This window comes from Stenotrophomonas sp. PFBMAA-4, from assembly GCF_030053215.1.
In the GTDB taxonomy this organism is placed as follows: Bacteria; Pseudomonadota; Gammaproteobacteria; order Xanthomonadales; family Xanthomonadaceae; genus Stenotrophomonas.
Map to the genome: position 1 here is coordinate 53,810 of NZ_JASGBW010000016.1, position 17,381 is coordinate 71,190.

Annotated in this window: 13 protein-coding genes; 3 read left to right on the forward strand and 10 right to left on the reverse strand. The window is 66.6% G+C overall.

The features are described 5' to 3' along the window. Positions 1 to 2: 2 nt before the first annotated feature. From QMZ26_RS11735 to QMZ26_RS11775, 9 genes are all read right to left on the reverse strand, one after another. Positions 3 to 3,170, reverse strand: coding sequence for a discoidin domain-containing protein (locus tag QMZ26_RS11735; RefSeq protein ID WP_283221543.1), 3,168 nt, complete (start codon positions 3,168 to 3,170; stop codon positions 3 to 5). Then, a complete protein-coding gene (locus QMZ26_RS11740; RefSeq protein WP_079222477.1) occupies positions 3,167 to 4,003 on the reverse strand; it encodes a carbohydrate ABC transporter permease in 837 nt (278 codons plus the stop codon). The genes QMZ26_RS11735 and QMZ26_RS11740 overlap by 4 nt, the downstream gene beginning before the upstream one ends. Then, a complete protein-coding gene (locus tag QMZ26_RS11745; RefSeq protein WP_108747025.1) occupies positions 4,000 to 4,881 on the reverse strand; it encodes a sugar ABC transporter permease in 882 nt (293 codons plus the stop codon). Before QMZ26_RS11745 ends, QMZ26_RS11740 begins: the two co-directional genes overlap by 4 nt. Further along, positions 4,878 to 6,218 carry a sugar ABC transporter substrate-binding protein gene (locus QMZ26_RS11750; RefSeq protein WP_079222479.1) on the reverse strand — a complete coding sequence of 447 codons (1,341 nt, stop codon included), beginning with the start codon at positions 6,216 to 6,218 and terminating at the stop codon, positions 4,878 to 4,880. Before QMZ26_RS11750 ends, QMZ26_RS11745 begins: the two co-directional genes overlap by 4 nt. A 4-nt stretch (positions 6,219 to 6,222) precedes the next feature. Then, the gene (locus QMZ26_RS11755) at positions 6,223 to 7,827 is read right to left on the reverse strand and encodes a glucoamylase family protein (protein WP_283221544.1); all 1,605 of its coding nucleotides are present in this window, start codon (positions 7,825 to 7,827) and stop codon (positions 6,223 to 6,225) included. 248 nt (positions 7,828 to 8,075) lie between these two features. Further along, positions 8,076 to 11,135 carry a TonB-dependent receptor gene (locus QMZ26_RS11760; RefSeq protein WP_283221545.1) on the reverse strand — a complete coding sequence of 1,020 codons (3,060 nt, stop codon included), beginning with the start codon at positions 11,133 to 11,135 and terminating at the stop codon, positions 8,076 to 8,078. 76 nt (positions 11,136 to 11,211) lie between these two features. Continuing rightward, positions 11,212 to 12,249, reverse strand: a complete 1,038-nt coding sequence (locus tag QMZ26_RS11765; protein ID WP_283221546.1) for a LacI family DNA-binding transcriptional regulator — start codon at positions 12,247 to 12,249, stop codon at positions 11,212 to 11,214. A 148-nt stretch (positions 12,250 to 12,397) separates the two neighbouring features. After that, positions 12,398 to 12,673: a BolA family protein gene (locus QMZ26_RS11770; protein WP_283221547.1), complete on the reverse strand. Its 276-nt coding sequence runs from the start codon at positions 12,671 to 12,673 to the stop codon at positions 12,398 to 12,400. Continuing rightward, on the reverse strand, positions 12,670 to 12,969 hold the full coding sequence (locus QMZ26_RS11775) for a YciI family protein (protein WP_283221567.1): 300 nt from the start codon (positions 12,967 to 12,969) through the stop codon (positions 12,670 to 12,672). The genes QMZ26_RS11770 and QMZ26_RS11775 overlap by 4 nt, the downstream gene beginning before the upstream one ends. Before the next feature lie 371 nt (positions 12,970 to 13,340). On the opposite strand from QMZ26_RS11775, the gene QMZ26_RS11780 reads away from it, so the two are divergent. Genes QMZ26_RS11780 through QMZ26_RS11790 form a run of 3 tightly spaced genes read left to right on the forward strand, consistent with a single transcriptional unit; the run spans position 13,341 to position 16,780 of the window. Next, positions 13,341 to 14,246, forward strand: coding sequence for a ScpA family protein (locus tag QMZ26_RS11780; RefSeq protein ID WP_079222484.1), 906 nt, complete (start codon positions 13,341 to 13,343; stop codon positions 14,244 to 14,246). A gap of 13 nt (positions 14,247 to 14,259) precedes the next feature. After that, positions 14,260 to 15,138, forward strand: coding sequence for an SMC-Scp complex subunit ScpB (scpB, locus tag QMZ26_RS11785; RefSeq protein WP_283221548.1), 879 nt, complete (start codon positions 14,260 to 14,262; stop codon positions 15,136 to 15,138). Then, positions 15,131 to 16,780 carry a pseudouridine synthase gene (locus QMZ26_RS11790; RefSeq protein ID WP_200732151.1) on the forward strand — a complete coding sequence of 550 codons (1,650 nt, stop codon included), beginning with the start codon at positions 15,131 to 15,133 and terminating at the stop codon, positions 16,778 to 16,780. The genes scpB and QMZ26_RS11790 overlap by 8 nt, the downstream gene beginning before the upstream one ends. A gap of 105 nt (positions 16,781 to 16,885) precedes the next feature. On the opposite strand, the gene QMZ26_RS11795 is transcribed toward QMZ26_RS11790, so the two are convergent. Next, positions 16,886 to 17,320: a hypothetical protein gene (locus QMZ26_RS11795; RefSeq protein WP_079222487.1), complete on the reverse strand. Its 435-nt coding sequence runs from the start codon at positions 17,318 to 17,320 to the stop codon at positions 16,886 to 16,888. Between the last annotated feature and the right edge of the window lie 61 nt (positions 17,321 to 17,381).

Sequence of the window (17,381 nt, forward strand, 5' to 3'; positions counted from 1 at the left end):
GCTTACTGTCCCTTGCGTTCTGCGCGGCGCACCGCGCTGGGCACGTCGATCTCGATCCGCGCGGGCAACTGGTGCACGCGCAGTTCGCGGTTGTTCCATTCGGCCGGCTCGCCATTGATGGTGGCCTCATCGGGGTCGCCGCTGTAAGGCCACGGCAGCACCACGCCACCGGGCGGCGGCACCAGGCCCGCTTGCAGGTCGAGCACCAGCTGCTTGTCGCTGCGCTGCAGGCGGTAGTTCAACTGGCCCTGCGGCGTGCGCAGGCCCTGCACGGCGATGCCCTCCCCCTGGAACCAGGCAGTTGGAATGCCTGCCGCCAGCACCAGCGACTCATCGGCGTCGCGGTTGTAGGCGAACATGTCCAGGGCCGAACGCACGAAGTCCGACGCCACCCAGGCATGCGGCAGGTCACCGACGAAGAACGGCTTGCGCGGCGTGCGCGAGACCACTTCGGCCCACTGGTTCCAGGGCTGCGGCGCACGGTCCTTGAAGAAGAACTGGGTGGCCTGCCAGGCACGGTCGCGCCAGCCCAGGCGCACGAAGGCCGCCACGTTGCGCCATTCGTAGGGCGTGTAGTCCTTCCACTCGCGCTTGCCATCGCGGCGCGCGACGAACTCGTTCCAGTAGCGCTCGAAGGTCGCCTCCAGCGCCTCCTGCGGCAGCCGGCCCTGCTCGCCACCCGGCGCCAGCGCGATGGTGGTGGAGGTGGCATCGAAGTCACCCAGCTCGGCCGAACCGGGCAGGTAATCGATCCTGTGCTGCTGCATGGCGGCCAGCAGCGAAGCCTGCAGGTCGTCGCGGAACTGGTCGCGCGACTCGCTGATCTGCATCGCCTCCACCTTGCCCAGCTGTGCCGCCACCTGCGCAGCATCCTTGTAGCCGCGCAGCGCCCAGAAGTTGTCCCAGTACGAGTGCATCGGCTTGGCCGAATAGCCCTCATGGCTGATCGACGCCGGCATCATCCCGTAGAAGGCAGGGTTGCGTGCGCGGTTTTCTTCGGTGCGCTCGCTGGCGCGCAGCTGCTCCATGTAATTGTAGGCGCCCTGCACGTGCGGCCACATCAGTTCCAGGAACGTGCCGTCGCCGGTGTAGCGCCAGTACTCGGCGATGTTGTAGATCAGCTCGCCGTGGCTGTCGTTCTCGGGCACCGGGTCGCTGCCGCGGGCATCGACACAGCACGGCACCTTGCCATTCTCGAACTGGAACGGCGCATACCAGGTCACGTAATCACGCACGGCATCGCTGCGGCCCATGCGCAGCAGGCCCTCGGAAATCATCGCGCCATCGCGGATCCAGCTGCGTGCATACGAACGCGTGCCCGGCTGCAGGCGCGGGCCCACGCGCGAGATCAGCATGTGCGCCACAGCGGTGCGCAGGGTTTCAACCAGCGGCTGGCCGGCCGCCGGTACCTGCAGGTTGACCACGCCCAGCTTGTCGCGCCACATCGCCGCCACCTGCTGCTGCGCCTTGGCCACGTCCAGCGCCTGCGGCTTCCAGCCGCCGGTCTGCGGCAGCACCACGGCCACCTCGCGGCTCTGCCCCGGCTCCAGCTTGATGGTGTACAGCATCGCGCCGGAGGCCAGGCCCGTGCTGTCCTTCACCACCGTGGTCGCCGGGAAGTTGCCCGACGCCAGGTGCATCGCATCGAGCTTGCCGTCGAAGGTCGTGGCAAAGCGCGCGTCCGGGACCTGCAGCGGGTAGATGCGCGGTTCGCCGTTTACCCGCACCAGCTGCTCGCCCACGTCCAGCGCTTCGATGCGGCTGAAGCCACCAGTGGTGTTGAGGAACTGGGTCGGCGGGTTGACCTGCCAGGGCCGGATCGCCAGCGCCAGGGTGTATTCGTGGGCGACCTTGTCCGGGTTGCTCAGGCGGTAGCGGCCGATCAGCTGGGCGCGCTCGGGCATGCCCTGCACGAAACTGGTCACCGACAGGCCGGCCTTCTCATGCACCCAGTCAACCGTGGCGATGGGCAGGTAACGGTCCTGCAGCGACTGCGTGGTGGCCACGCTGGACCAGTCCAGCAGCTTGCCGTCCATGCGGATGAACGGCTCGATGCTGAAGCTGCCCTTGGCCGGCTCCAATGCGCCATCCTCGCTGATCAGCGCCTGCTCCTGGCCACCGTCGAGGCCCAGCAGGGTCCAGTACGGCTGCTCGCCCACGTAGGCACGCGGCAATGCACCGCGCGGCAGGTCGGCGGCCACCGAGGACAGGAAGGCATTGGGCGTGGCCGCGAAGGCCAGCGGCTTCAGCGCGATATCGCGGATGCCATAGCGCCAGTTCGGCCCGTCCTGCAGATCGAAGCGCACGTAGCGCGCATCGGTATCGGGCAGCGCCAGCCAGTCACGGCCACCGCCACCACCGGTGACTTCGCGCACCGTACGCCAGTCACGGCCGTCCTCGGAGGTGCGCACCGTGTAGCGGGTCGCCTCCAGGTTGGGCAGCCAGTCGATCACCGCACCGCCGATCTCGCGGCTCTTGTGCAGGTCCAGGCTGATGGTCTGCTGCTTGACCCCGCCACTGACCCAGAACGTATCGCTCTTGCCATCGATCATGCGGTCCTGCAGCGCGGTGGCCGTGTCGGCGATCACCGACGGCATCAGCGCGGACTCGTCCTGCGGCGGCAGGCCCTGCAGGGTCAGCTTGTCGAAGCACACGGTGCCGCGGCCACCGACCTTGCTGTAGATCGTGAACTCGACCGCGGCGCTGCGCGCCATCTCCTTCTCGGCCGAGGGGCCCCAGGCCTTGTCGATCTGGCGGCGGCGGTACTCCACCGGCGCCCAGGCCTTGCTGAAGCTGTAGCCCGGCCGGTTGACCCACCACACGTTGTCGCCGCTGGCATCGATCAGCTTGAACTGCAGGTCGTTGCGCGGGGAATCGCCGCGCAGCTGGAAGCCGAAGCGGTAATTGGCCGGGTACTCGATGTTCAGCGCGCGGCGCAGGCCGACGTAGCCGGACACCTTGTGGAAGTCGTAGTCCAGGCACAGCGCGCGGCCACCACCGGCGCCGCTGACCGGCCGCAGCGAACCGCTGACCTGGTCGGACAGCACCAGCTTCCACGCGCTGATGTCATCGAAGTCGTCCAGCACCTTGGGCGCCGGCAGCACCGGTGGTGCGGCGATCGCCAGGGAGGTCCACAGCAGGCCCAATCCAACGGCGATCGCTCGCTTCATCCCTTGACGCTCCCCAGCAACAGACCTTGGATGTAGTACCGCTGCAGCACCAGGAACAGGGCCAGCACCGGAACCACGGTGACCACCGCGCCGGCCATCATCATTTCCACGTCCATGATGTGCTCGCGCGAGAGGGTGGCCAGCGCCACCGGCAAAGTGTAGTGCTCCTGATCGGTCAAGACGATCAACGGCCACATGAAATCGTTCCACGCGCCCATGAACGTAAAGATCGCCAGGGTCACCAGCACCGGCTTGAGCATCGGCAGCACGATCTGGAAGAAGATGCGCAGCTCCCCTGCCCCGTCGATGCGGGCCGCTTCCAGCAGCTCGTCCGGGATGGAACGGGCGTACTGGCGCACCAGGAAGATGCCGAACACGCTGGCCAGCGCCGGCACGATCACGCCGCCGAAGCTGTTGACCAGGCCCAGCTGCTTCATCAGCAGGAACAGCGGCAGCATCGCCACCTGCGCCGGGATCACCAGCGCGGCCATCAGCACCTGGAACAGGCGCTCGCGGCCGACGAAGTTCAGCTTGGCGAAGGCGTAGCCGGCCATGGTGTTGAGCAGCAGCGAACCGAAGGTGATCGCCACCGACACCAGCAGGCTGTTGGCGAAGTTGCCCCCCATGCCGGTGCGCGCGAACAGCTCGGTGTAGTTGTGGGTGGTGACGTGCGAAGGCAGCAGTGGCGGCGGGAAATGGGTCGCCTCGCCCTGCGGCATGAACGACACCGAGAGCATCCACAACAGCGGTGCCAGGCTGACCAGGGCCAGCACCAGCAACGCGCCATTGATCATCCACGGGTGCCAGCGCGACTGGCCGATCTCACGACTCATACCAACTGCCTCTTGCGGCCGAAACGCAGCATCACGGTGGTCACCGCCAGGATGATCAGGAACAGCAGGAACGCCACGGCAGAGGCGCGTCCCAGGTTCCACCACTTGAAGCCTTCCTCGAACATGAAATACAGCACGCTGACGGTGCTCTGCAGTGGGTCGCCGCGGGTCATGACGTACGGTTCGGCGAACAGCTGGAAGTAGCCGGACACGGTAATGACACCCACCACCAGCAGCACCGGGCCGAGCATCGGCAGGGTGATGTGCAGGAACTGCTTCCAGCGCGAGGCGCCATCGATGCGCGCGGCCTCGTACAGGTCATGCGGGATGGCCTGCAGGCCGGCCAGGAAGATCACCATGTTGTAGCCGAAGTTCTTCCACACGGCGAACAGCATGATGGTGGGCATCGCCCAGTTCGGGTCGCCCAGCCAGTCGATCGGACTGATGCCGATATGGCCCAGGCCGTAGTTCACCAGGCCGTAGCTGGTATGGAACAGGTAGCGCCAGATCACCGCCACCGCCACCAGGGTGGTCACCACGGGGGCGAACAGCGCGGTGCGGAACAGGGCCTTGAAGCGCGCGGCCGGTGCATTGAGCAGCATGGCCGCGCCCAGCGACACGCCGATCGACAACGGCACGCCGATCACCACGAAGTAGGTGGTGTTCCACAGCGACTTCCAGAACATCGGCGTCTGCAGCAGGTCGACGTAGTTGCCCAGCCCGACGAAGCGCAGGTTGCCGCCGTCAGCCAGCGCGTACAGGTCGAAGTCGGTCACGCTCAGGGCGAGCGCCGATGCCACCGGCAGGCCGAAGAACACGCCCAGCACGATCAGCGAGGGGCCGGCGAAGATCCAGCCGGCGAGGGACGAACGTTTCATTGCGGGCTCCCGGCCGCGACTGCACTGGTCGAGCCCGGGGGGGCATCGCTGCGCTGCAGGCGTTGTTGTTCATGCATCCAGCGGCGCTTGGCCAGCACCTTGTCCACGCGCTGGTCCAGCTCTTCCACGGCCTTGTCCTGCGGCATGCCGCCACGCACCACCTTCTCGGTGACGATGCGCATTTCCTGCACGATGCGCTCCCACTCGAGCACCTTCGGCGTCGGCTTGACACGCTCCAGCTGGTCACGGAACGCGGCGGCCAGCGGATCGTTGGCCAGCGACGGGGCGTTCCAGGTACTGCGGCGCGGCGGCAGGTCACCGATGATCGAGTGGAAACGGGCCTGGATTTCCGGGCGCGACAGGAACTCGATCAGCTTCCAGGAGGCTTCCTTCTGCTGCGACTTGCGGAAGATCACCAGGCTGGTGCCACCGGCGATGCCCGCGCCCGGGCCGTCCGGGCCCGGCAGGGCGGCGGTGCCCCACTTCCCTTCCAGTTCCTTGGGCTGCAGCTTCTTGAACTCGCGGATGTTCCAGGGGCCGGAGATGTAGAACACGTTGAAGCCGCGGAAGAACTCATCCCAGACGTTGGAGATCTGCGTCTCGGACATCTTCGGCGCCCAGCCCTGCTCGAACATGTTGGCGTAGAAGGCCAGGGTGCGACGGAAACCGGGGCTGGAGAAATTGCCGCGGGTGTCCTCGTCGCGCAGCAGCGGATCGGGCTGCTGCAGGGCCAGCGACAGCTGCTGCTCGAACTCGTTGATCGGCATCAGCACCGCATAGCGGTTCGGGCCCTGCATCTTCTTGATCGCGGCCATCTGCTCGTCCCACTCCGCCCAGGTGCGCGGCGGATGGTCGAAGCCGGCCTGCGCCAGCAGATCCTTGCGGTAGAAGATCAGGCGGGTGTCGACGTACCACGGCACGCCCACCAGCTCGCCGTGGATCACGTTGGTATCCCAGATGCCCTGGAAGTAGTCCTTCGGATCGACCACGGACGACTGCTGCACGAACGGCTGCAGCGGGGTCAGTGCGTTGAGTTCGGCGAACTCGGGCACCCAGGTGTTGCCGAGCTGGCAGACATCGGGCAGGCCATCGGCCGCAAAGGCGGTCAGCAGCTTCTCGTGCGCGGCCGTCCAGGGAATGTTCTGCACATCCACCTTGATGCCGGGGTTTTCAGCTTCGAACTCGTGGATGAGTTCGCTGACCACTTCGGCCTCGCGGCCCATGGCCCAGAAGCGGACCGTCGTGGTGCCCTGCTCGGTGCGCGCGCAGCCGGCCATGGCCAGTGCGGCCATCGCAGGCAGGGCCCAGCGTCGCAGGCGGTCAATCCAATCGTGCACCTTGTTACTTCCCCTGGCCCGTGTTGCGGTTGGCATTGTTCTTCTGTTCCTGCGCGGCAGCCGCGCGCGATTCTGCGATACCGACCGCGCGTGCCGCCGCAGCCTTCTCATCCTTTTCCAGCACCAGCGGCTGGAACGACCCTTCCGGGGCCAGCCAGCCACCGCTGAAACCGGCCCGTTCCAGGCCCTTGCGGATGTACGGGTTCTTCTTCATCACTTCCCAGACGAAGTCATCGCGGTAGTTGGCGATCATCGTCAGGATCGGGCCCTGGTCGATGGCGATGTAATCGCTGGCCACCCAGCCGCGGTCCGGCACCATGCGGCCGGTCTTGATCGGGATGTCGTAGTTGAAGCTGGGGTTGAACGAATCCAGGAAGCCATAGCTGGAATAGATGTAGTCGCCGTAGCGCTTGTGCATCTCCAGCGTGGCCGGGATCACTTCCTCGGGCGCGAACACGATCGAGGAGATCGCCGCGGTCGGGGCAATGGTGCCGTCATCGAAGTTCTCGCGCAGGCCGGCGCCGCGCGAGGAGTAATGGCGGAACTGGCGCTGCTCGCCACGGTATTCCTGGGTGGTGTTCTGCGGGCCGTCGCTGGCGGTCAGGCCCCACACATTCTCGCCATAGTCCTTCCACTGCATCGGGTTGGCGATGGCGTACTCGCGGTGCGCCAGCGCCGCCGAGCGGCTGTTGAGGAAGTAGGTGCTGCCACGCTCGCGCATGTAGGCATCCTGGATATCGCGGAAATCGATCCAGACATGGCTGTACTGGTGGCCGAACAGCGGACCGAAGGACAGGTATTCCTGGCCCTGGTAGACGCCCCAGTCGTTGTCATAGGTGCGCGTCCACACCGTCCACGCATCCGGGCTCACCGGGTGGCTGGGCGAGCCGAGGGCGAGGATGTAGACCATCATCGCCTCGTTGTAGCCCATCCAGTCGTGGTCGATGAAGCCACTCTCGGGGAACCAGCCCATCGAGATCAGCGGCGCACGCTGCTGCAGCCACGGCCAGTCGACCTGCTTGTACAGCTGGTCGGCGATCTGCCGGATTTCCTTTTCGCGCGGGTCGTCGCCGTCGTAGTACGACTGGGCGAACAGCACGCCCATCATCAGCAGCGCGGTGTCGACCGAGGACAGCTCGACCCAGCTGTCGTAGCGGCGGCCTTCCTGCATGTCCAGGAAGTGGTAGTAGAAGCCCTTGTAGCCGGCCTTGCCGGTGCGCTGCGGGCCCATCGGCACGTCGCGGAAGAACTTCAGCGTGGTCAGGGTGCGGTCGATAGCCTGGTTGCGGCTGACCCAGCCGTTCTCGATGCCGATCGGGTAGGCGGTCAGCGCGAAGCCGACCGAGGCGATGCTGGCGAACGGGCGCGACGGGTAGCGGTCCGGGGTCAGGCCGTTGAGTTCGTTGGTGGTGTCCCAGAAGAACTGGAAGGTGCGGCGCTCGATGTCATCGAACAGCGGCGGCAGTTCCGGCTTCATCGGCCGCGGCGGCGCGTCTGCCTCCAGCAGGATCACCGGCGGCTTGGGCTTTGCAGGCTCCTGCTGGGCCGGTTTGCAGGCGGCGATGGCCAGGGTCATCGCAGCGGCGGTCAACAGGTGGCGTGCCTGCATGGCGCGGTTCCTCCAGTGGGCTGATCGATGGGAAAGCATAACGTCCAATGGCCTGAAATCGTTTACAAACCAGACTCTTAAAAAACCACGCATTCGTGGCCGATTCAACACAGGCATTGTCCAGTCCCATGCAGCGCCGCAGCGACGCCGCATGGGGCTGGACAATGGACCGGCCCGCAGGCCGGCCATTGCCAGGTTCCGTTGCCAGCGGCGGGCCGCTGGCAACGGGGTGGTGCGTGCGTCGTTGCTTAGAAGCGGAAGCCCACTTCGGCCTTGACCTGGCGCGGAGTACCGATGATGTCGCCGGTCTCGTTGTAGCTGGCCTGCAGCTTGCCGTTCGTCTTGACGTAGTTGTAGGTGGAGAAGTTGTCGAAGTTGAACACGTTGATGATGTCGATACGAGCGTACATCTCGGTGTCGCCCGGCATCTTGAACGTCTTCGTCGCCTGCAGGTCGACCGAACGGTAGCCGAAGATCTTGCCACCCAGCAGGAACTTGCCATTGGCATTGGGCACGGCAGCCTGCGGGGTCGGCAGGTTGAAGCCGCTGGCCTGCGGCACCGGGTACCAGTCGTTGACGGCGGTCGGGGTGGCCAGGGTGATCTTGCCACCGAAGGTGATGCCCCAGAAGCCAGCGTACGAACCGGTCATCACCAGGCGATGGCGCGGTGCACCGTTGGAACGGATGGTCGGGTAGTCGCCGATCAGGCCGCGGTCAAAGGCGTACTTCTCGTTGATGTCGCGGTTGTGGCGCGCGGTCGTCCAGGTGTAGGCGATCGAGGTGCCCCAGCCGCTTTCCTTGGTGAACGGCTTCTGCGCCGACAGCAGGACCTGGGTCGCACGGGTCTTGATGCCCTGCTGGCCGATGATCAGGCTGCCGAAGCCCGGCACGTTGCAGCTCCAGGCCTGGCTCAGGCCCGCCTCGGTGCCACCGCACAGGCGCGGGTCATCGAAGAACTGGCCGGTCGGGTAACGGTTGCCCAGGGTGAAGGCGAAGCCGTCGTAGCTCAGGGTGCGGGCGATGGTGGCGTCGGTCAGCCAGTCACCGATCTGGTTGCTCATGCCCAGGCTGAACTGATCCGAGTACGGCGCCTTCAGCTTGTTGTTGAGCAGGTCGACTTCCAGGCCGGCATTGCTGGTCGCGCCGACCAGGTCCTGCAGGTTGCCGATGCCGTTGAGCAGGTTCGGGTTCCAGTCATAGCAGGCGGCCTGGCCGTTGATGCAGGTGCCGGTGGCCGGGTTGCGGAAGTAGATGGTCGGCTGCGGCAGGGCCAGCTTGGTGGTTTCCAGCTGCAGGTTGTCGAACAGGTCGCGGTCGTACGAACGGCCGGCACCACCGTGGATCACGTGCTGCTCGTCGGCGTTGATGTCATACGAGAAGCCCAGGCGCGGCTGCCAGGCATCCTTGAATGCCTTGCGGTTGTGGCCGTTGCTGATGTAGTTGCTGATGTCCAGGCCGCCCAGCGCCAGCGAATCGGCGTAGGTCTGGCCGGCGGGGGCGCGCGGATCCTGCGAGTAGATCGCATCGACCACCGCCTGCGGGGTCACGAAGTCCAGGTAGGACGGGGTGACTTCGTAGTCCCAGCGCAGGCCGAGGTTGATCTGCAGGTGGTCGTTGACCTGCCAGTCGTCCTGGATGAACACGCCGTACTGCTTGGACTTCGAACGCACTTCACCCGACACGCCGTCCACGCCGGTCACCGGCTTGACGAACTGCGCCTTGTACGGGATGGAATCCGGGAAGTCCGGATCGCCCAGGCTGTAGGTGAAGGTCGGGTTGATCTGCGCCGCATCGGAGGCGTACAGGTCGATGGCCTTGTACTTCACGCCCATCTTGATGGTGTGGTCGCCGGCCCACTGGATGCCGTCCAGGGTCAGGTTGTCCTCGATCGACCAGCCCTTCTGGCCCTTCACCTGCGAATCCAGTGCCGAGGCGCCACCGATCTTCACCACGGTGCGGTCTTCGGTGCCGTCCGGTGCGGTGTAGGTGATGCCGTTGGCCAGGGTCAGCGGGGTCGGGTTGTTGAAGGAATCTTCATGGGTGACCATCATTTCGTTGTAGAAACGCTCGCCGCTGTGGTTCCAGCGCAGCGCGTAACGACGGTCGGTGTTGACCACTTCACGGCCGGCTTCCGGCGAGGTCTGGCCACTGAACTGCGACTGGGTTTCGTCGCGGTCCTGGAAGGTCAGCTCGATGCGGTCGTTGTCGGTCGGCTCGAAGTCGATCTTGCCGAAGATCAGGTCCTGCTGGAACGGCTGGCTGGCCGGGCCCAGGCCGGCGGCGCCCGCGGGCGGCAGCAGGCTGGCGGCACTGGTGACGGCACCGTCCGGAGCGATGGTGACCGGCAGGTCGAAGCGCTTGGCTTCGTAGGTCACGAAGAAGTGTGCCTTGTCCTGGATGATCGGGCCGCCCAGGGCGAAGCCGTATTCCTTCTCGGCCGAGACCATCTTGTCCTTGCCGCCCTGGCGCTCGGCCGGGGTCTTGGCGCGCATGTCTTCATCGGTGTAGCGGTAGAACGCCTCACCCTTGAATTCATTGGTACCGGACTTGGTGGCAGCGGTCACTGCGGCGCTCGACACCTGGCCGTACTCGGCCTTGTAGTTGCCGCTGATGACCTTGTATTCGCCGATGGCCAGCTGCGGGAACGGGTTGCCGGCACTGCCGGACTGGCCGGCCACGCCGCCGCCCTTGACGTAGCTCTTCTGGCCCACGCCGTCGATGTAGACGTTGGTGCCGTCGGAATTGGTGGCACCGCCGCGCAGCGAGGTGTTGCCCTTGGCATCACGGGTGAAGATCAGGCCCGGCACGGCATCGGCGAACTCCAGGAAGTTGCGCGACACCTGCGGGGTGGTCTGGATCTGCTGCAGGCTGACGGTCTTGCCGACTTCGGAGGTACGCACTTCCTGCAGCAGGGTCGGCGCGACGACGTTGACGGTGTCCAGGTTGGTCGCGGCGCTGCCACCGGCAGTACCACCGGCGGCGGCCTCGCTGAAGTTCAGCGTGGAGGTCGAGGCCACGGTGACGGTGACCTTCTGGGTCTGGCCATTGGCGGCCACGTCATAGGTGCCCGGGTCCAGGCCCATCAGCGAATAGGTGCCATCGGCGCGCACGGTGCCGCGACGGACGGTGCCGGTGGCGACGTTGGTAGCGGTGACTTCCGAACCGGCCTGGGCGCCGGCCACCTGGCCGCGCAGGCTGGCGTTGGCCGACTGCGCCATGACGTTCGGGGCGGCGGCCAGCATCAGGCAGCTGACCAGTGCGGTACTCAGCAGCCGGCGGGCCGGCATGCGGATCGTGGAATGCATCATCAACTCAATCTCCGGGTGGCGGTATCCGCGAATGCGGTACCTGCGATCAATCAAGAAAGAAGAAACGCCTCTGGCTTCAATGGCCCGATGGCGGAGTGGTGGAATCGCGAACGATGAGGCGGGGAACGAGCGTCTGCTTGTCACCTGCCCCATCGGGGGTGTTGCCGTCCATCAACTGCATCAGACGCGTCATCGCCCTATCGCCCAACTCGGCGATACTGACCTGCATGGTGGTCAACGAGGGGTGTACAAACCGCGCCAGTGGAATGTCATCGAAACCCGCCAGGGCGACATCGGTGGGCACATGGATGCCTGCCTGCGCGAATGCGTAGAGGCAACCCAGGGCCATCATGTCGTTGGCGGCGAACACGGCATCGGGCAGCGCGCCGGCTGCCAGCATCTCCTGACCGGCGCGATGGCCGGAAGCTTCGTCGAAATCACCGGGCAACTCGATGCCTTCGGCGCCGTTGCCAAAAGCCGCCAGCGCGTCACGGAAGCCGCGCAGGCGCTCACGCGCGTCGAAGTTGAGATCCGGGCCAGAAATGAACGCGATGCGGCGGTGGCCGGCATCGAGCAGGTGGCGGGTCATGGCCATCGCACCGGCGTGATCGTCGATGCTCAGGACCGGGTGATCCTGCCCCGGCAGATAGGTATTGATCAGGACCGTGGGCAGCGACTGCGGCAGGTTGTCGGTGAGGAAGCCGGGGCTCTCGGCATAGGGCGAGAGCACCAGCAGGCCATCGACGCGGCCGCGCATGGCACGCAGGGCGGCGCCCTGCTGTACCTGGTCGCCGTGGTAGCTGGACACCAGCAGGTGCTGGCGACGGTTGCGGGCAACGTTGTCGATGCCGCGCATCAGCTCGGAGAAGAATTCGCCGTACAGATCGGGCAGCACCACGCCCACCGTATTGGTACGGCGGCTGCTCAGGCTGCGTGCGGCGGCGTGCGGGGTGTAACGCAGCCTCGCGGCGACCTCCAGCACAAGCTGGCGGACCGGTTCGGCGACATTCTCATGCCCGTTCAGCGCGCGGGAAACCGTGGCCACGGAGACCCGGGCTTCTCGTGCGACGTCTTTGATTGTTATGGCTGCCTTGTTCACGAAGCCGCCCTCCACGGCTTGGACCTACCAGCTTGGCGCGGAATGTAAGCGTTTCCATCTGCGCTTGTAAACACTCCGTTAGACGAATGTCCCCGGATGGACACAGAAATCTGACGTGGACAGGTCTGTTCCTGGACCTGGCAGGACTTTGCGGGACAGGCCATCAGCCCTGCTCGGACAGGGTGCATGCGCGGATGGACAGCGCATGGATATCGGTCTCCATCAGCCCGCCCAGCGCGGCATACACCGCGCGATGGCGCGCCAGCGGAGCCATGCCGGCGAACTGCTCGCTGACCACCAGCACGTTGAAATGGCCCCGCCCGTCACGTGCACCGGCGTGGCCGGCATGGCGGTGGCTGTCGTCTTCGATCTCAAGCGTGCTCGGCGCCAATGCCTGTTGCAGCGCAGCACGGATCAGATCGATGCGCTGCGCACTCATGGCAGCACCTTGCGGAACGGCCGCACGTCGATGCGGGTGTAGACGCCGGCAGCCACGTAGGGGTCGGCATCGGCCCACTCCCGGGCCTGCGCCAGCGAGTCGAACGCGGCAATCACCACCGATCCGCTGAAGCCGGCCGGACCCGGATCCTCGCTGTCGATCGCCGGGCACGGCCCGGCCAGCAGCAGGCGGCCTTCGTCGCGCAGCGCGTGCAGCCGCGCCAGGTGTTCGGGCCGGGCCTGCAGCCGCTGCGCCAGGACATCCTGGCCGTCGTAACCTTCAATCACATAGAACACGGGCATTCCTCGTTCATGTTGCGGTGCGTCGATTCTAGCCAATGGGCCACCGCCACCGGCCCGGCTGGACACTGGCCCGGCAAAGCCGTACCCTAGGCACCATTGCACGTGGCTTGATGCAGCAGCCCGTCGGGTTTTGCGGCCAACGCAGCCCCCGACGACCGTACCGCTGCTTCGAACCGGGCCAACCGGCCGGGCCACGTAGACGACCTCCCCGTAGTTCCGTCGCCGCCGTTTCCTGCGGCGCGTCCTGCTGTTTGATATGTGTGGAATCGCGCCGATCCCGGCGTGACTGGTGCCTGGGGCGCCGTGGCGCAGGTCCGGCAGGTCCGGTACCGCGACTGGTCCGTTGCAATCCTATTGTCCATTAGATGACTTCCGAACTCGCGCTCGACGCGAACCCGCCAACCCGGCCGCCCGCCCCCCAGCAGCAGGAAATGCCGCTGGCCGTGGTGCATGGGCAACCGGTCCTGCAGATCCCGCAGGACCTGTACATCCCGCCGGATGCGCTGGAAGTCATCCTGGATGCCTTTGAAGGCCCGCTGGACCTGCTGCTGTACCTGATCCGCCGGCAGAACCTGGACGTGCTGGACATTCCCGTGGCCGAGATCACCCGGCAGTACGTGGAATACATCACCGTGATGCGCGAGCTGCGCTTCGAACTGGCCGCCGAGTACCTGGTGATGGCCGCGATCCTGGCCGAGGTGAAGTCGCGCATGCTGCTGCCGCGCCCGGTCAGCGAGGAAGGCGACGAAGCCGACCCGCGCGCCGAGCTGGTGCGCCGGCTGCAGGAGTACGAACGTTTCAAGCAGGCTGCCGAGGATATCGACGCCCTGCCCCGCCAGGACCGCGACACCACGGTGGCGCACGCCTTCATGCCCGAGCGGGCGACGGTGAAGCTGCCGCCGCCGGTGGACCTGAAGGAGATGCTGCTGGCCCTGCACGACGTGCTCAAGCGCGCCGAGCTGTTCAGCGGCCACGCCATCAAGCGCGAGGCACTGAGCGTGCGGCAGCGCATGGGCGAAGTGCTCGGCCGGCTTGAAGACGGCAGGTTCTACCGCTTTGAAGGGCTGTTCACCGCCGAAGAAGGCAAGCTGGGCGTGCTGGTCACGTTCCTGGCCGTGCTGGAACTGGCCAAGGAGCAGCTGCTGGACCTGGTCCAGGAAGAACCGCTGGCGCCGATCTACGTGAAGTCCCTGGCCGCCGGCAACACCAACGCCCCGCTGCAGTTCAGCAGCGAGTTCGACGACAACGACGCCGCCAATGAAAACGAGTGAGCGCTGACTGCCGATGGACCAGACGCTGATCAACCGCATTGTCGAAGGTGCCCTGCTGGCCTCCAGCCAGCCGCTCACCCTGGCCCAGCTGAAAGACCTGTTCCCGGAAGAGGAACCGGCACCGCCGGGCAGCATCGAACGTGCGCTGGAGCGCCTGCGCGAGGGCTGCGAAGGCCGCGGCGTGGAACTGGTCGAGGTCGCCTCCGGCTTCCGCTACCAGGTGACCGGCGAAGTGCACGGCTGGATCAGCCGGCTGTGGACCGAACGCAAGACCCGCTACACCCGCGCCACCCTGGAAACCCTGGCGCTGATCGCCTACCGGCAGCCGATCACCCGCGGCGAGATCGAGCAGGTGCGCGGCGTGGCGGTCAGCAGCAACATCATCCAGGCACTGGAAGAGCGCGAATGGGTCCGCGTGGTCGGCCACCGCGACGTGCCCGGCAAGCCGGCGCTGTTTGGCACCACCAAGGGCTTCCTGGACTATTTCGGCCTGAAGCGCCTGGACGAACTGCCGCCGCTGTCGGAACTGAAAGACCTGGGCGAGCTGGAACCGCAGCTGGCGCTGGACCGCGATGGTCCCGCCGTTGCCGGTGCCGCCGGCCCGGACATCAGCGCCGACCCCGACGCGGCCGCCAATGATGACGCCGGCCTGCAGGGCGGCGATGGCAACACCCCCGATTCCGCCGACGCAGCTGCTGCGCCGGCCACCGATGAGCAAGCACCTTCGCCCCTCGATGATGGGCACCCCGATTCCGCGCCGGGCGAGCGCGCGGTGCCAGTGAACGAACGCGAAGACAACGCCGTCGCGACGACGACCGTGGCTGTTGACCAAGCCGATTCCGAACCAGAGGCCGACCTCGAAACCGTCGGCCGGAGCAAAACTGATGAGTGACACCCCCCGTAACAAGCTCTCGCTGAAGCGCGAAGCCACCTCCGAACAGTTCAAGCTGGAAGAGCGCCTGCACAAGGTGCTGGCCCAGGCCGGCCTCGGCTCGCGCCGCGCGCTGGAACAGCGCATCGCCGAAGGCCTGGTCAAGGTCAACGGCGAAGTCGCGCAGACCGGCATGTCGGTCAAGAGCGGCGACAAGATCGAGCTGGATGGCCGTGGCTTCGTCGCCACCGCCCTGGCCGAGCCGTCGCGCGTGCTGGTCTACAACAAGCCGGAAGGCGAAGTGACCACCCGCGAAGATCCCGAAGGCCGCCCGACCGTGTTCGAATCCCTGCCGCCGCTGAAGGGCGCGCGCTGGATCGCCATCGGCCGCCTGGACATCAACACCACCGGCCTGCTGCTGGCCACCACCGACGGTGAACTGGCCAATGCCATGATGCACCCGTCGTTCGAGGTCGAGCGCGAGTACGTGGTGCGCGTGCGTGCCCCGGAAGGCGAGGAAAAGGTCTCCGACGCCATTGTCGACCGCCTCGCCCGTGGCGTCGCGCTGGAAGACGGCCCGGCCAAGTTCGACGAGGTCGAGCGCATCGGCGGCACCGACTCGCACGACTGGTTCCGCGTCGTGGTGAAGGAAGGCCGCAACCGCGAAGTGCGCCGCCTGTGGGAATCGCAGGGCTGCCAGGTCAGCCGCCTCAAGCGCACCCGCTACGGCAAGGTCAGCCTGCCGCGCGAACTGGTCCGTGGCCATTCGGTGGAACTGCCGACCGCCCAGGTTGAAGCCCTGCGCGCGCAGCTGAAGCTGGAAGAAGGCGCGCCGTCGGCGCTGACCCTGCAGCCGGTGATCGGCCAGCGTCGTGCTGCCAAGACCACCGTGCGCGTGCGCGAAGGCGGTCGTGGCAATGCCTACGTCAACGGCCACAGCACCGCCGATGAAGGTCGCGAACTGCGCCGCTTCGACAACGTGCGCGAAGACCGCGGCCGTGGTCGCGGTGGCAAGGGTGGCGGCTTCAAGGGTGGCCTGACCGTCAGCGGCGAAGCAGCCGCCAAGCAGTCGCAGAAGCCGTTCAAGCAGCGCGCGCCGAAGAACGACCGTTCGCTGCCGGAAGGCAACCCGGCCGCGTTCCGTACCTGGTACGTGCCGGACGGTGTCAGCACCGGCCCGAGCGGCCACCGCAACGCCGGTCCGGGCGCACGTGGCCCGGGTGCCCGTGGTCCGGGCGCTGGCGCGGGTGGCCAGGGCCGTCCGTACGGCAAGCCGAAGGGTCCGGGCGCCGGTGCAGGTGGCGGCCAGGGTCGCGGCGGCTTCGGCGGTGAAGGCCGTGGTGGCGCCGGTGGTGGCCAGGGTCGTCCGGCCGGTGCGGGCAACCGCTCGCAGGGCCAGGGCAACAAGCACCCCTACGGCCATCCGGGCAACGCCCCGAGCTTCCCCTCCGACCACGCCAATCCGGGCTTCAGCCCGTACGGCAGCACGCGTCCGGCAGGCAACGGTCGTCCGGGCGGCAACGCCAATGCACGTCCGGGCGGCAATCGCGGTCCGGGCGGCAACCGTGGCCCGGGTGGTCCCGGTGGCAACCGTGGCCCGGGCGGCCCCGGCGGCAACCGTGGTCCGGGCGGCCCGCGTCGCAGCGGCCCGCGCGGCGGCTGATCGCACGCCATGCTGAAATGAAAAACCCCGGCTCCGGCCGGGGTTTTTCTTTATCGGGTGGAACGAATCCCTGGTAGATCCACGCCATGCGTGGATGGACCGGGATCAGCGACGGCTGATGGTGAACGCGGTGCCGTCCACGCCCAGGTCCCAGCCCTTGCCGGTGCCGGACAGGGCCAGCGAAACGTCGCCCTTGGTCATCACCTGCGCGTTGCTGGATTTCACCGCGCCCGCGTGTGCGCCCACCGAAGCGTAGGTGCCCAGCAGCTCGTTGATGCCCACCGCGCCGGTGAAGCTGCCGCGGCCGTTGCTGATCTTCGACTTGCCCACGGTCAGGCCGCCGCCCTTGAGCTGGATGTGCACCGGCATGCTGGCGCCGTTGCTGCACTGGATGGTGCCGTTGCCCGAGGCGGTCTTGTAGATCAGCGACCAGCCGGACAGGTTGTAGCGCAGCTGGCAATCGAGGTTGCCACCGGCATGGGCGGCCGGGGCCAGCGAGGCTGCGGCCAGCGCCAGCAGCAGGACAAGGGGCTTGTTCATCGGCAGGACTTCCACTTCAGGTCGGACTGCCGGCGAATCTAGCAGCGCGCGCGTGCACGGT

Excerpts from the sequence above, each read along its gene's own strand:
- QMZ26_RS11745 (WP_108747025.1), bottom strand. The coding sequence starts at position 4,881 with ATGAAACGTTCGTCCCTCGCCGGCTGGATCTTCGCCGGCCCCTCGCTG.
- QMZ26_RS11755 (WP_283221544.1), bottom strand. The coding sequence starts at position 7,827 with ATGCAGGCACGCCACCTGTTGACCGCCGCTGCGATGACCCTGGCCATC.
- QMZ26_RS11740 (WP_079222477.1), bottom strand. The coding sequence starts at position 4,003 with ATGAGTCGTGAGATCGGCCAGTCGCGCTGGCACCCGTGGATGATCAAT.
- QMZ26_RS11780 (WP_079222484.1), top strand. The coding sequence starts at position 13,341 with ATGACTTCCGAACTCGCGCTCGACGCGAACCCGCCAACCCGGCCGCCC.
- QMZ26_RS11760 (WP_283221545.1), bottom strand. The coding sequence starts at position 11,135 with ATGATGCATTCCACGATCCGCATGCCGGCCCGCCGGCTGCTGAGTACC.
- scpB (WP_283221548.1), top strand. The coding sequence starts at position 14,260 with ATGGACCAGACGCTGATCAACCGCATTGTCGAAGGTGCCCTGCTGGCC.
- QMZ26_RS11795 (WP_079222487.1), bottom strand. The coding sequence starts at position 17,320 with ATGAACAAGCCCCTTGTCCTGCTGCTGGCGCTGGCCGCAGCCTCGCTG.
- QMZ26_RS11790 (WP_200732151.1), top strand. The coding sequence starts at position 15,131 with ATGAGTGACACCCCCCGTAACAAGCTCTCGCTGAAGCGCGAAGCCACC.
- QMZ26_RS11735 (WP_283221543.1), bottom strand. The coding sequence starts at position 3,170 with ATGAAGCGAGCGATCGCCGTTGGATTGGGCCTGCTGTGGACCTCCCTG.
- QMZ26_RS11770 (WP_283221547.1), bottom strand. The coding sequence starts at position 12,673 with ATGAGTGCGCAGCGCATCGATCTGATCCGTGCTGCGCTGCAACAGGCA.